This window comes from Steroidobacter sp. (assembly GCF_016790065.1).
Lineage (GTDB): Bacteria > Pseudomonadota > Gammaproteobacteria > Steroidobacterales > Steroidobacteraceae > Steroidobacter.
Genome location: NZ_JAEUPY010000925.1, coordinates 1 through 13,706, shown reverse-complemented (window position 1 = coordinate 13,706; position 13,706 = coordinate 1). Strand labels below are relative to the sequence as shown.

Here is a 13,706-nt window from a genome sequence, read left to right as displayed (position 1 = left end):
GGAGGCCGAGATCAAGAAGTCTTATCGCCGGCTGGCGATGAAGTTTCATCCGGACCGTAATCCCAACGACGCCGAGGCCGAGGAAAAATTCAAAGAGGCCAAGGAAGCCTACGAAGTGCTGACCGACGCGCAGAAGCGCGCCATTTACGACCAGCACGGTCACGAAGGATTGGCGGCTCGCGGCGGTGGCGGTGGCTTCAGTGCTTCCGATGCGTTCAGTGACATCTTCGGCGACGTTTTCGGAGATATTTTCGGCGGCGGTCGCCGCGGTGGGCGCCAGCAGGTGTTCCGCGGTGCCGACCTTCGCTACGACCTCGAACTCGATCTCGAACAGGCCGTGTTCGGTCATTCTTCGGACATCGATTTCACCACGCTGGCCGAATGTGAGCCGTGCTCCGGCTCGGGCGCCGCGCCTGGCTCCAAGCCAGTTACCTGCGACACCTGTAACGGTGCCGGCCAGGTTCGTATGCAGCAGGGTTTCTTCGCGGTTCAGCAGACTTGCCCGCGTTGTAAGGGCCGCGGCCAGATCGTCAGTCAGCCGTGCGATTCCTGCCTTGGGCAGGGCCGTCTGCGCAAAAAGAAAACCCTCAACGTCAAAGTGCCGCAAGGCGTCGACAACGGCGACCGCATTCGTCTGACCGGCGAGGGCGAAGCTGGGCGTAACGGCGGACCGCCGGGCGACTTGTACGTCGAGATCCGCGTCAAAGAGCATCCGATTTTCGAACGCGACGGCAGTCATCTGTCGTGCGAGGTGCCGGTGAGCTTCGTGACCGCCAGCCTCGGCGGCGCCATCGAAGTGCCCACGCTCGGCGGCAATGTGGAATTGAAAGTCCCGAACGAAACGCAGTCGGGTCGTGTGTTCCGGTTGCGCGAGAAGGGCGTCAAGCCGGTGCGCGGTGGCGCGACGGGCGACTTGTTCTGCCGCGTGGTGGTCGAGACGCCGGTCAATCTGACCGAAGAGCAGAAAGAGCTGCTGCGCTCGTTCGAGGCGTCCATGCACGATAGCAAGCGCAATCACAGCCCGCGCGAAAGCACCTGGCTGGACGGCGTCAAACGTTTCTTCGACACGATTCGTAATTAAATGGCGGAAACCTCTTTGCAGATTGCCGTGTTCGGCGTCAGCGGCCGGATGGGCCGCGCGTTGCTGACTGCCATCGACGAAGCCGGGGCGGTGCTCGGTGGTGCGACGGCGTCGGCCAACAGTCGTTGGCTGGGCAAGGATGCGAGCGAGGCGGGCGGCGGTGCCCAGCGGAATGTGACGGTCGAAGCCGATCCGGCGGCGGCCTTGCGCAATGTGCAGGTCGCCATCGATTTCACGTTGCCCGAGGCGACGGCTGCGAATCTTGCTGCCTGTGTCGCGGCCAAGCGCCCGCTGGTGATCGGGACCACGGGCCACACCGAAGCGGTGCGCGCCCAGATCACGGCTGCCGCGCAGAGCATTCCCATCGTAATGGCGCCGAACATGAGTCTGGGCGTGAACCTACTGCTCAAGCTCGTTGAATTAGCTGCAGCCAAGCTCGATGCCGACTACGACATCGAGGTCTTCGAAGCCCATCATCGCAACAAGAAAGACGCGCCTTCGGGCACCGCGCTCGCCCTGGGTGTGGCGGCTGCCGACGGCCGCGAGGTCAAGCTGGCGGACGTGGCTGAACATTCACGTCACGGCAACACTGGCGCTCGGAAACGCGGTGCCATTGGGTTCTCGGTGTTTCGCGGCGGCGACGTCGTCGGCGATCACACGGTCACGTTCGCCGGAATCGGTGAGCGGATCGAGCTGAGCCATCGTGCCAGCGACCGGCTCGCTTTTGCGCGGGGCGCGGTCAAAGCCGCTCAATGGCTCGCCGACCAACGTGCCGGCCTGTACTCGATGCAGGATGTGTTGGGTCTTTAACCACTGACACACGCATTTCGCTTTCATCACTAGAGCGACTCGCGTAGACTGCCGTCTTCAGCACGCGGTGAAAATACTCGTAGCGGGATCGGGCCTTAAGTGTCCATCTCGCCGTCCGCATGCGTGTCTGAAACAGCTGACATCAGGAGCCTCATGAACCCAGCCGAAAAAGTCGCCGCAGTACTGGCGCTAGAAGACGGCACGGTTTTTCACGGCCGGTCGATCGGTGCCAAAGGTGCTACGACGGGCGAGGTGGTGTTCAACACCGCCATGACGGGATATCAGGAAATCCTCACCGACCCGTCGTATTGCAAACAGATCGTTACTCTCACTTATCCGCATATCGGCAACACCGGCACCAATCCGGAAGACCTGGAAGCGGCTTCAGTGTATGCGGCGGGTCTGATTATCCGTGACCTACCGGCCGTGCATTCCAATTGGCGCGCTTCCGAATCGCTGGAGAGTTTTCTTCAGCGCGGCAAGATCGTCGCCATCGCCGACATCGATACTCGCAAGCTCACTCGCATCCTGCGCGAGAAGGGCGCACTAGCGGGTTGCATCATGACCGGTGAGAAAGCGGATGCGCAGGCGGCGTTGCATGCCGCGCGCAAATTCCCCGGCTTGAAAGGCATGGACCTGGCAAAGGTCGTGTCCACCAAGCGCGTGTATCAATGGAATGAAGGCACTAATTGGGGCGAGCACACCGGGCCGAAGTCGCGTCCGGGACAACGCGTGCACGTGGTCGCGTATGACTACGGCATCAAGCGCAACATCCTGCGTTGCCTGGCCGATCAAGGTTGCCGCGTGACCGTGGTGCCGGCGCAGACGCCTGCTGAAAAAGTGCTGGCGCTGAATCCCGAAGGCATTTTCTTGTCCAACGGTCCCGGCGATCCGGAGCCGTGCACTTACGCCATCGAGGCCATCAAGAAATTGCTCGAGACCGACATTCCGGTGTTCGGCATCTGCCTGGGCCATCAATTGCTGGGCCTGGCCAGCGACGCCAAGACGGTGAAAATGAAGTTCGGCCATCACGGCGCCAATCATCCGGTGCAGGATGTCGCGACCGGTCGCGTCTTCATTTCCAGCCAGAACCACGGCTTCGCGGTCGACGAGAGCACGCTCGGCGCGAACGTGAAGGTGACTCACAAGTCGCTGTTCGACGGCTCGCTACAGGGAATCGAGCGCACCGACCGCCGTGCCTTCAGCTTCCAAGGTCATCCCGAGGCGAGCCCGGGCCCGCAGGAACTGACGGCGTTGTTCTCGAAGTTCACCGCCATGATCAATGAGCGACTCAGCGCGCAGCAGCCCAACTCTCCAGCTGCAGCGGCTGCCAAAGACAACGGCCGTCGCGCCGCCGAAGGTTGACGAATAGAACTCATGCCCAAGCGTACTGACCTGCAAAGCATCCTGATCATCGGCGCTGGCCCCATCGTCATCGGCCAGGCGTGCGAGTTCGATTATTCCGGCGCCCAGGCCTGCAAAGCGCTCAAGGAAGAGGGCTATCGCGTCATCCTGGTGAACTCCAATCCGGCCACCATCATGACCGACCCGGAGTCCGCCGATGCCATCTACATCGAGCCCATCAACTGGCGCACGGTAGAACGCATCATCGCCAAGGAACGTCCCAGTGCATTGCTGCCGACCATGGGCGGACAAACTGCACTGAATTGCGCGCTCGATCTGGTGCGCGAAGGCGTGCTGGAAAAATATGGCGTCGAACTGATTGCCGCGTCTCGCGAAGCCATCGACATGGCGGAAGACCGCGAGAAGTTTCGCAACGCCATGCGTGAGATTGGCTTGGAGTCGCCGCGTTCGAAGATTGCACACAGCATGGAAGAAGCGCTGGCCGTGCAGTCCGAGATCGGCTATCCGACCATCATTCGTCCGTCGTTCACCATGGGCGGCTCGGGCGGCGGCATCGCGTACAACCGCGAAGAGTTCGTCACCATCGTCGAGCGCGGTCTGGATGCGTCGCCGACTTCCGAAGTGTTGTTGGAAGAATCGGTGATCGGTTGGAAGGAATATGAGATGGAAGTGGTGCGCGACCGCGCGGACAACTGCATCATCATTTGCTCCATCGAAAATCTGGATCCGATGGGCGTACACACCGGCGACTCGATTACGGTCGCGCCGGCGCAGACGCTGACGGACAAGGAATACCAGATGATGCGCAACGCCTCGATCGCGGTGTTGCGTAAGATCGGTGTGGAGTGCGGTGGCTCGAACGTGCAGTTCGCGCTCAGCCCGACCGACGGCCGTCTGCTGATCATCGAAATGAATCCGCGCGTGTCGCGTTCGTCGGCGCTCGCATCGAAGGCGACCGGCTTCCCGATTGCCAAGGTCGCCGCCAAACTCGCGGTCGGCTACACGCTCGATGAGCTGCGCAACGACATCACCGGCGGTGCCACCCCGGCGTCGTTCGAGCCGACCATCGATTACGTGGTCACCAAGATTCCGCGCTTCACGTTCGAGAAATTCCCGGGCGCCAACGATCGTCTCACCACTCAGATGAAGTCGGTGGGCGAGGCCATGGCCATGGGGCGCACCTTCCAGGAGTCGCTGCAGAAGGCGCTGCGTTCCATGGAAGTGGGCACCGATGGCCTGGATCCGTTGCTGACCTTGCCGCTCAGCGAAGAACAGACCCACAAGCTGCGCGAAGAGCTGCGCATGCCGGGCCCGAATCGCCTGCGCTTCGTGGGCGACGCGCTGCGTGCCGGCTTGTCGTTCCAGGAAGTGCAGTCGCTGTCGCGCATCGATCCTTGGTTCCTCGCGCAGATTCACGACATCGTGCTCGAAGAAGAGAAGGTGCGGGAGCAGGGGCTCGAAGCGTTCACTTCGGATCGGGTTCGCGGGCTGAAGCGCAAAGGTTTCTCGGATCGCCGGCTCGCGACCTTGCTGGGCATCGACGAAGCCAGCGTGCGTCGCCGTCGTCACACCATGGGCATCCGTCCGGTGTACAAGCGCGTCGACACTTGCGCCGCCGAGTTCTCGACTTCGACTGCTTACATGTACTCGTCCTATGACGAGGAGTGCGAAGCGAACCCGACCGATCGCAAGAAGATCATGATTCTGGGCGGCGGTCCGAATCGCATCGGGCAGGGCATCGAGTTCGATTACTGCTGTGTGCACGCTGCTTTGGCGCTGCGCGAAGCAGGCTTCGAAACCATCATGGTGAACTGCAATCCCGAGACGGTCTCCACCGACTACGACACTTCGGATCGCTTGTACTTCGAGCCGCTGACGCTCGAAGACGTGCTGGAAATCATCGACAAGGAAAAGCCGGTGGGCGTGATCGTGCAGTACGGCGGTCAGACACCGCTGAAGCTGTGCCGCGCGTTGGAAGCCGCGGGCGCGCCGATCATCGGCACGACCCCGGATGCCATCGACGTTGCCGAAGACCGCGAACGTTTCCAGCAACTGGTGCAGCAGCTGAATTTGAAGCAGCCGCCGAATTGCACGGCCCGCACCGAAGAGCAGGCCATCAGCATGTCCAAGACCGTGGGCTTCCCGCTGGTGGTGCGGCCTTCCTATGTGCTCGGTGGTCGGGCGATGGAAGTGGTCTTCAACGAAGACGACTTGCGCGTGTACATGACCGATGCGGTGAAAGTGTCGAACGACAGCCCGGTGCTGTTGGATCGGTTCCTGGATCAAGCCATCGAAGTCGACGTCGACGCGATCTGCGACGGCGAGGATGTGTACATCGGCGGCATCATGGAACACGTCGAGCAGGCCGGTGTGCATTCGGGCGACTCGGGTTGCTCGCTGCCGCCGAACAGCTTGTCCGCCGAAATCCAGGCCGAGCTCAGAGAGCAGACTCGCAAGCTGGCCCGCGGCTTGAAGGTCGTTGGCTTGATGAACATCCAGTTCGCGATCCAAAGCGGCATCGTCTACATCCTGGAAGTAAATCCGCGTGCTTCGCGCACCGTGCCGTTTGTTTCTAAAGCCACCGGCGTGCCGCTGGCCAAGATGGCAGCGCGCGTGATGGCGGGCGCGAAGTTGAAGGAACTCGGCCTGACCGAAGAGCGCGTGCCGAATTTCTACGCGGTCAAGGAATCGGTGTTCCCGTTCGCCAAGTTCCCCGAGGCCGATCCCATCCTTGGTCCGGAAATGAAATCCACCGGCGAAGTCATGGGCACCGGTCGTTCGTTCGGCGAGGCTTATGCCAAAGCGCAGCTTGCCTCGGGCGTGATCCTGCCGACTCGCGGCGTCTGTCTGATCAGCGTGCGTGATCGCGATAAACCGTCAGCGGTGCAGCTGGCGCGTCGCCTGGTCGCGCAGGGCTTCGAGATCGTTGCCACGTCTGGCACCGCCGAAGGAATTACCGCTGCCGGAATTCCCTGTCGGGTTGCCAACAAGGTGCGCGAGGGTCGCCCGCACATCGTGGACATGATAAAAAACGACGAGATTTCGCTGATCGTCAATACCACCGAAGGCAAGCAGGCCATTTTCGAGTCGCGCTCCATCCGGCGCGAAGCGGTCCACAAGCGCGTCACCTACTACACAACAGTGGCGGCGGGACTGGCGACCTGCGATGCCATCGCCCATATGAATGAGGTCGACGTGAACCGTCTGCAGGATCTGCATCAGGAGATCTCGCGTCAAAGTGGCACGCCCGACCCGCGATTGGAGATCGCATCGTGAAACGTCTGCCGTTGACCTTGAAGGGCGCCGAGAAGCTGCGTCTCGAGCTGAAGCGTCTGAAGAGCGAAGATCGTCCGCGCGTGATTCAGGCGATTGCCGAAGCGCGTGCTCATGGCGACTTGAGCGAGAACGCGGAGTACCACGCGGCTCGCGAACAGCAGAGCTTCATCGAAGGGCGCATCAAGGACATCGAGGCGCACTTGTCGAACTCGGAGATCATCGACGTCGCTTCCTTGCCGGCCACCAACAAGGTGGTGTTCGGCGCGACGCTGGATCTGGAAGACGAAGATACCGGCAACAAAGTGCTGTATCAGATCGTCGGCGATGCCGAGGCCGACATCAAAAGCGGCTTGATTTCGGTGTCTTCGCCGATCGCGCGAGCGCTGGTCGGTAAGTCGAAGGGCGATGTCGTGGATGTGGTCGCGCCCAACGGCACCAAGAGCTACGAGATCGTCAGCGTCCGCTACGTATAACGCCGTGCTGTCACTGGTTCGCAGAATTCTGGACTTCAGCGCGCCGTTCCTGGTTACGCTGTGGGCGGGGTCGTTGTGGACCGTGTGCCTGATCGTCGCGCCGCAGTTGTTCGTGACCTTGCCGGAACGGCAGCTAGCCGGACAGATGGCGGCGCGCCTGTTCTGGATCCAGACCTGGTTGGGCGTGGTGGTCGCGACCGTGCTGGTCGCGGTGCTGGCCGTCCAGAAAACCCCCGAGCGCTACCGAGGCGTGTGGTGGTTGATCCTGGTCACGGCGGTGGCGCCACTGGCGAGCGATTTGATCCTCGGCCCGATGATGGCCGCAGCTCGCGAAGCGAACGACATGGCTCGCTTCGGCATGCTTCACGGCGCATCCGCCGTGCTGTTTCTAACCGCCTGCTTGAGCGCGTTGGCGCTCGTCTGGAAGCTCAATCAGCCGGCAAAATGATTTTCGGCTTGTCCTGGTGCGGGCGATAGAACACACCGACGTTGCCGATCCGCTGTACCAACGAGCTACCGCTTTGTTTGGCCAGTTCGGCGAGAATGGTGTCCCGCGCTTCGCGATCGCCGACGCGGGCTTTCACTTTCACCAGCTCATGGGCGCCGAGCGCGACGTCGAATTCCTTGGCGACGCCGGGCGACAGGCCGGATGAACCGATGAGAACGACTGGATCCTTACCGTGGGCGAGGCCACGCAGGTACTTTTTCTGCTTTTCGGAAAGCGGCTGAGCTGAAGTCATATGGCGAAGCGTACTAAATCGAGCCGCCAATGGCTCGCTGAACATGAGAGCGACCCGTACGTGAAGCAGGCACGAGCGGCCGGCTTTCGCTCGCGTGCCGTGTACAAGCTCGACGAGATTCAGAAGGCCGACCGGCTGATCCGTCCCGGCATGATCATCGTCGACCTGGGCGCGGCGCCGGGCGGCTGGAGCCAGCTGGCGGCCAAGCTGCTGCAGGGCAAGGGCCGGGTCGTGGCGCTGGATATCCTGCCCATGGATGCCATCATCGGCGTCGACTTTCTGCAGGGCGATTTTTCCGATGACGCAGTCCTGGAACAATTGGACGGCATGATCGGCGACGCTAAACCGCAGCTTGTAATGTCCGATATGGCCCCCAATACCACCGGCATCGGTGACGTGGACCATGACCGGTCGATGCATCTGGTTGAACTGTCGCTGGATTTTGCCCGGCAACGGTTGGCGCCCAAGGGCGATTTCCTGGTCAAGGTGTTCCAGGGACGGCACTTCCAGCCGTTCGTGAAAGCGCTGCGGGCCAGCTTCGGCAGCGTCAAGGTGCGTAAACCGGATGCCTCGCGCCAACGAAGTTCGGAACTTTACCTGCTGGCGCGGGACTTTAAGGCTTGAACGGACTCGCGCCGGTGGGTTCAAGGTTGGGGTTGATAAGGATCGGGGAGTCGGTTATGGCGCGCCCCGGTCCGGTGGTGTAGTGTCAATCGGCGCCTACTTACTTAATTCCGGGCTGCAGCCCGTCCGAGGGTCGGACCGGCGCACGAGGATGGGACTTTGAACGACCTAGCCAAGAACATCGTACTCTGGATAGTCATCGCGGTGGTGGTAGCCACCGTGGTCAGCAATTTCAGTGCGCGATCCGGCGGTGTCCAGGAGATGCCGTACTCCACCTTCCTGCAGCAGGTCAAAGATGGCGGCGTGGCCGAGGTCACCCTCAACAAGACCACCGACGTGATTCGCGGCGTTCGCAGCAACGGCGAGCAGTTCACCGTCAACAATCCCGAGACGGAAAATTCCGAGCTGATCGGCACCTTGCTGGCCAATAACGTCAAGTTCTCCGGAGCGGCGCCCGAGCGGCAGTCGTTCCTGATGCAGTTGTTCATCTCTTCCTTCCCCATCCTGCTGCTGATCGCGGTGTGGGTGTACTTCATGCGGCAAATGCAGGGCGGCGCCGGCGGCAGGGGGGCTATGTCCTTCGGCAAGAGTCGCGCGCGGCTACTGGGTGAAGACCAGGTGCAAGTCACGTTCGCCGATGTCGCGGGCGTGGACGAAGCCAAGGAAGAAGTGGTCGAGATCGTCGAGTTCCTGAAGGACCCGGGCAAGTTCCAGCGCCTCGGCGGCAAGATTCCGCGCGGCGTGTTGATGGTCGGTTCGCCGGGTACCGGTAAGACGTTGCTGGCTCGTGCCATCGCCGGCGAAGCCAAGGTGCCGTTCTTCACCATCTCCGGTTCGGACTTCGTCGAAATGTTCGTCGGCGTCGGTGCCAGCCGCGTGCGTGACATGTTCGACCAGGCCAAGAAGCACGCGCCCTGCATCATCTTCATCGACGAAATCGACGCCGTCGGTCGGCATCGTGGCGCCGGCCTGGGCGGCGGTCATGACGAGCGCGAACAAACTTTGAACCAGTTGCTGGTGGAAATGGACGGCTTCGAAGGCACCGAAGGTGTCATCGTGATCGCCGCCACCAACCGTCCGGACGTGCTGGATCCGGCGCTGCTGCGTCCGGGTCGCTTCGACCGTCAGGTGGTGGTGCCGCTGCCGGATGTCCGCGGTCGCGAGCAGATCCTGAAGGTTCACATGCGCAAGCTGCCGCTGGCGGAAGATGTGAAGCCGCAGGTGATTGCGCGCGGTACGCCGGGCTTCTCCGGTGCCGACCTCGCCAACCTGGTCAACGAAGCTGCGTTGTTCGCCGCCCGCGCCAATCGTCGCACCGTGACGATGGACGAGTTCGAGCGCGCCAAGGACAAGATCATGATGGGCGCCGAGCGCCGCTCCATGGTCATGGACGAGCAGGAGAAGAAGCTCACCGCGTATCACGAGGCAGGTCACGCCATCATCGGCTTGACGGTGCCCGAGCACGACCCGGTTTATAAGGTCACCATCATTCCTCGCGGCCGTGCGCTGGGCGTGACCATGTTCCTGCCGGAAGCGGATCGTTACAGCACCAGCAAGCGTCGTCTGGAAAGCCGGATCAGCACGCTGTTCGGCGGCCGTATCGCCGAAGAGATCATCTTCGGACCCGAGTCGATCACCACCGGTGCTTCCAACGACATCGAGCGTGCGACTGAAATCGCTCGCAACATGGTTACCAAGTGGGGCTTGTCGGACAAGCTCGGCCCACTGACCTATAGCGAAGATCAGGGTGAAGTGTTCCTGGGTCGCCAGGTCACACAGCACAAGCAAGTCTCGGACGTGACGGCGCATGCCATCGACGAGGAAGTTCGTCATCTGATCGATACGAACTACAAGCGTGCCAAGCACATCCTGGAGAACAACCTGGACAAGCTGCACAAGATGTCGGATGCGCTGATCAAGTTCGAGACCATCGACGAAGGTCAGATCAAGGACATCATGGAAGGCCGCGATCCCAAGCCGCCCGCCGGTTGGGACGACAGCGGTGCGCCGCTCGGCGGCAGCGGTGGTGGCAAGGGCCGCGAGCGCGAGAAGGCTGAGTCGCCGATCGGCAAGCCGGCTAGCCAGCATTAACTCGACTCACTTCGAGTGACTTCAAAAGAGGCGCGGTAACGCGCCTCTTTCGTTTCAGGCGGATAACTCCATGCAGCTACGCTGCGGCTCACGCACCCTCGATTTGGCCCAACCGCTGGTGATGGGCATCCTCAATGTCACGCCGGATTCTTTTTCCGACGGCGGCAAATTCATCGGTCCCGCGCAGGCGCTCGAGCATGCTCAGCGAATGATCGAAGCGGGCGCTCGCATCATCGACGTCGGCGGCGAGTCGACGCGGCCTGGGGCAGCCGATGTGAGCGTAGCCGAAGAGATTCGCCGCGTCGTGCCCATCATCGAAGCGCTGGCGGCTCAGACCTCGGCCATCATTTCTATCGATACCAGTAAGGCCGGCGTAATGACCGCAGCCGTGGCGGCCGGCGCGACCCTGATCAATGACGTTCGTGCACTTCAGGAGCCGGGGGCTCTGGAAGCGGCCTCGCGCACCGATGCGGCGGTCTGTCTGATGCATATGCAGGGTCAGCCAAGGACCATGCAGCACGAGCCTCGTTATGACGACGTAGTAGGGGAAGTGACTGCATTCCTGGAACAGCGGGTGCAGGCCTGCCAGGCCGCCGGCATCGCCCAAGATCGTCTGGTTCTTGATCCCGGTATCGGTTTCGGTAAGCGGCTTGAGCATAATCTCGCCCTGCTGGCGCACCTGCCGGCACTCGGGCGTTCGGGTCTGCCGCTGCTGGTCGGGGTGTCCCGGAAGTCGATGTTCCAGGCCTTGTTGGGCAGGCCGGTGGAGCAGCGGCTGGCGGGCGGATTGGCCGTCGGTACGGCCGCCGTGCTGGCTGGGGCTGCTATCCTTCGCGTCCACGACGTGGCCGAGACGGTCGATGCCGTGAAGGTCGCCCAAGCACTACGCGCCGCCGGTTACAGCCTCACGTAGATTGAAAGCGCCGATTGAAAGCGCCCATTGCAAGCTAGCATTCGAGGGATTCGATTTGAGCCGTAAATACTTTGGCACCGATGGTGTGCGTGGCCGCGTCGGCGAACATCCGCTGACCGTGGAATTCGCACTGAAGCTGGCCAGCTCGGCAGCCCGCGTGTTGGCGCCGAAGGGCGGCACGGTGCTGGTGGGCAAGGACACCCGAATCTCCGGCTACATGTTCGAGTCGGCGCTGGAAGCCGGCTTCGTCGCCTCGGGCGTGAACGTGATGTTGATCGGCCCGTTGCCGACGCCGGGCATCGCGTATCTCACCAAACGTTTCGAGTGCGACTTCGGCGTGGTCATCAGCGCCTCGCACAATCCGTACGAAGACAACGGCATCAAATTTTTCGATCGTAACGGCGGCAAGCTCAGCGACGAGATCGAAGCGCAGATCGAACAGTATCTGGATGAGCCGCCGGTCACGCGCAGCTCCAGCGAACTCGGCCGTGCGGCACGCGTCGACAAGTCGCGAGTGCGCTATCAGGAATTCGTGATGAGCACCGTGCCGGGTCTGGATTTGTCGGGCTTCAAGCTGGTGATCGATTGCGCCAACGGCGCCGGTTACAAAGTCGGCCCGCGCATCCTCGCCGATCTGGGCGCCGAGATCGTGCCGGTGGGCTCGTCGCCCAACGGCCGAAACATCAATTTGAATTGCGGCTCGACGTCGCCGGGGCTGTTGCAGCTCACGGTGCCTGGCGTGCAAGCGCAGGCGGGCATCGCGCTCGACGGCGACGGCGATCGTCTGGTGATGGTCGACCATCTCGGTCGCACCGTCGATGGCGATCAATTGGTGTACATCATCGCCAAGGCCAGCAAACAGGCCGGCACATTGAAAGGTCCGGTGGTCGGCACCGTGATGAGTAACCTGGGACTCGAGCACGCGCTGCAGAAAGAAGGCATCGAGTTCAAGCGCGCCAAGGTCGGCGATCGCTATGTGATGGAGCTGTTGAAAGAGACCGGCGGCACGCTGGGCGGCGAAACCTCCGGCCATTTGCTGTGCCTGGACTACACCACCACCGGCGATGCGTTGATCAGTGCTTTGCAGGTGCTGGCCATCATGAAAGCCACCGGCAGCAGCCTGGCCGAGCTGGCCGCGCCCATGCCGAAGTATCCGCAGGTGATGGAGAACGTGCGGGTGGCCAAGAAGATCGACCCATTCAGCTCGCCGCAGATCGTCGAGGCGGTCAAGCGGGCTGAGGCTCGGCTCGCCGACAGCGGCCGCATCGTGTTGCGGCCCTCGGGCACTGAACCCGTGATCCGGGTCATGGTCGAAGGCAGTGAAGAAAAGCTGGTCCGGGAGATTTGCCGGGATTTGGCCGCTGTGGTGGCCGCGGCCGCCGAACAGAAGGTGGCGGTGGGTTGAGGGGCTTGGCCCGGGCCGCAATTCCGGTTTGATTTCGTAGGAATGCGCCGCTAAGCTTCCGCGCCCTTCGCAGGGGGCGGCCCGAACCCAACTGTGGAGGTAACGCCGATGCGCCGGCCATTTATTGCCGGGAATTGGAAGATGCACGGCTCGCGCGCTGAAAACGCCGAGTTGATCGAAGGCCTGCTGCTGGGATTACCCGGGCAAGTGCCAGTCGATATCGCCGTGTGTCCGCCCAATGTGTACCTGTGGGAAGTCGGGCGGCAGCTCAAGGACTCGAGCGTCAAGTTGGGCGCTCAGTCGGTGTGTGCCGAGTCGGTCGGTGCGTTCACCGGCGAAGCTTCGGCGGCCATGTTGAAGGACGTAGGTTGCAAGTACGTCATCGTGGGCCACTCGGAACGGCGCACGATTTACCGTGAGGACGATGCGCTGGTAGCGCGTAAGTTTCTCGCGGCGCAGTCGCAAGGTCTGATCCCGATCCTTTGCGTCGGCGAAACGTTGGATGAGCGGGAAAAAGGGCAGACCACGCAAGTGATCTCCCGGCAGCTCAAAGCAGTGTTGGATGTGGCTGCTCCGGGCGCCTTGCAGCAGGCAGTGGTTGCGTACGAGCCGGTCTGGGCGATCGGCACGGGCAAGAACGCGACCCCGGCCCAGGCGCAGGAAGTTCACGCACACATTCGCGCCGAGGTTGCGGCTCGTGATGCTAATATCGCGGCCGGTTTGCGGGTGCTGTACGGCGGCAGCGTGAAAGCGGGCAATGCGAAGGAGATCTTCGTGATGCCGGATGTTGACGGTGGACTGATCGGCGGCGCGTCGCTGAAAGCGGATGAGTTTCTGAAGATCTGCGCCGCGGCCCAAGCTCACTAATGCTCGGGCACAGATTTGAAATCTGTGCCCACTAGCGGAATCGAAACGACATGAACTGGTT

The 13,706-nt window shown here is 62.0% G+C and carries 12 protein-coding genes; 11 read left to right on the top strand and 1 reads right to left on the bottom strand.

Annotated elements, in window-relative coordinates; genetic code table 11:
• From dnaJ to JNL55_RS36815, 6 genes are all read left to right on the top strand, one after another.
• Positions 1 to 1,081 (top strand): molecular chaperone DnaJ (dnaJ, locus tag JNL55_RS36840; RefSeq protein WP_322111076.1); only part of this gene is annotated, 1,081 nt, incomplete at its 5' end.
• Positions 1,082 to 1,891 (top strand): 4-hydroxy-tetrahydrodipicolinate reductase, encoded by an 810-nt coding sequence (gene dapB, locus JNL55_RS36835; protein ID WP_293866971.1) that lies wholly within the window; start codon positions 1,082 to 1,084, stop codon positions 1,889 to 1,891. It abuts the gene before it with no gap.
• Positions 1,892 to 2,044: 153 nt separating this feature from the next.
• Positions 2,045 to 3,256 (top strand): glutamine-hydrolyzing carbamoyl-phosphate synthase small subunit, encoded by a 1,212-nt coding sequence (gene carA, locus JNL55_RS36830; RefSeq protein ID WP_293866968.1) that lies wholly within the window; start codon positions 2,045 to 2,047, stop codon positions 3,254 to 3,256.
• A gap of 12 nt (positions 3,257 to 3,268) precedes the next feature.
• Positions 3,269 to 6,532, top strand: coding sequence for a carbamoyl-phosphate synthase large subunit (carB, locus tag JNL55_RS36825; protein WP_293866965.1), 3,264 nt, complete (start codon positions 3,269 to 3,271; stop codon positions 6,530 to 6,532).
• Positions 6,529 to 7,005: a transcription elongation factor GreA gene (gene greA, locus JNL55_RS36820; protein WP_293866962.1), complete on the top strand. Its 477-nt coding sequence runs from the start codon at positions 6,529 to 6,531 to the stop codon at positions 7,003 to 7,005. Before carB ends, greA begins: the two co-directional genes overlap by 4 nt.
• Positions 7,006 to 7,009: 4 nt before the next feature.
• Positions 7,010 to 7,453, top strand: coding sequence for a DUF4149 domain-containing protein (locus JNL55_RS36815; RefSeq protein ID WP_293866959.1), 444 nt, complete (start codon positions 7,010 to 7,012; stop codon positions 7,451 to 7,453).
• Here JNL55_RS36815 and yhbY read toward each other — a convergent pair.
• Complete coding sequence (gene yhbY, locus JNL55_RS36810; RefSeq protein WP_293866956.1) at positions 7,434 to 7,745, bottom strand: ribosome assembly RNA-binding protein YhbY; 312 nt, start codon at positions 7,743 to 7,745, stop codon at positions 7,434 to 7,436. The genes JNL55_RS36815 and yhbY overlap by 20 nt on opposite strands.
• Between yhbY and rlmE the strand changes: the two genes are divergently transcribed.
• The 5 genes from rlmE to tpiA all read left to right on the top strand — a co-directional run bounded on the left by rlmE (position 7,746) and on the right by tpiA (position 13,645).
• Positions 7,746 to 8,369, top strand: coding sequence for a 23S rRNA (uridine(2552)-2'-O)-methyltransferase RlmE (gene rlmE, locus JNL55_RS36805; RefSeq protein WP_293866953.1), 624 nt, complete (start codon positions 7,746 to 7,748; stop codon positions 8,367 to 8,369).
• Between the two features lie 159 nt (positions 8,370 to 8,528).
• Positions 8,529 to 10,460, top strand: a complete 1,932-nt coding sequence (ftsH, locus tag JNL55_RS36800; protein WP_293866950.1) for an ATP-dependent zinc metalloprotease FtsH — start codon at positions 8,529 to 8,531, stop codon at positions 10,458 to 10,460.
• A gap of 70 nt (positions 10,461 to 10,530) precedes the next feature.
• Positions 10,531 to 11,373, top strand: a complete 843-nt coding sequence (gene folP / locus JNL55_RS36795; RefSeq protein ID WP_293866947.1) for a dihydropteroate synthase — start codon at positions 10,531 to 10,533, stop codon at positions 11,371 to 11,373.
• A 55-nt stretch (positions 11,374 to 11,428) separates the two neighbouring features.
• The gene (gene glmM, locus JNL55_RS36790; RefSeq protein WP_293866945.1) at positions 11,429 to 12,778 is read left to right on the top strand and encodes a phosphoglucosamine mutase; all 1,350 of its coding nucleotides are present in this window, start codon (positions 11,429 to 11,431) and stop codon (positions 12,776 to 12,778) included.
• A gap of 108 nt (positions 12,779 to 12,886) precedes the next feature.
• Positions 12,887 to 13,645, top strand: coding sequence for a triose-phosphate isomerase (gene tpiA, locus JNL55_RS36785; RefSeq protein WP_293866943.1), 759 nt, complete (start codon positions 12,887 to 12,889; stop codon positions 13,643 to 13,645).
• Positions 13,646 to 13,706: the final 61 nt, after the last annotated feature.

Coding starts and splice junctions, on each gene's coding strand:
- dapB (WP_293866971.1), top strand. CDS start 1,082: ATGGCGGAAACCTCTTTGCAGATTGCCGTGTTCGGCGTCAGCGGCCGG.
- carA (WP_293866968.1), top strand. CDS start 2,045: ATGAACCCAGCCGAAAAAGTCGCCGCAGTACTGGCGCTAGAAGACGGC.
- carB (WP_293866965.1), top strand. CDS start 3,269: ATGCCCAAGCGTACTGACCTGCAAAGCATCCTGATCATCGGCGCTGGC.
- yhbY (WP_293866956.1), bottom strand. CDS start 7,745: ATGACTTCAGCTCAGCCGCTTTCCGAAAAGCAGAAAAAGTACCTGCGT.
- rlmE (WP_293866953.1), top strand. CDS start 7,746: ATGGCGAAGCGTACTAAATCGAGCCGCCAATGGCTCGCTGAACATGAG.
- folP (WP_293866947.1), top strand. CDS start 10,531: ATGCAGCTACGCTGCGGCTCACGCACCCTCGATTTGGCCCAACCGCTG.
- tpiA (WP_293866943.1), top strand. CDS start 12,887: ATGCGCCGGCCATTTATTGCCGGGAATTGGAAGATGCACGGCTCGCGC.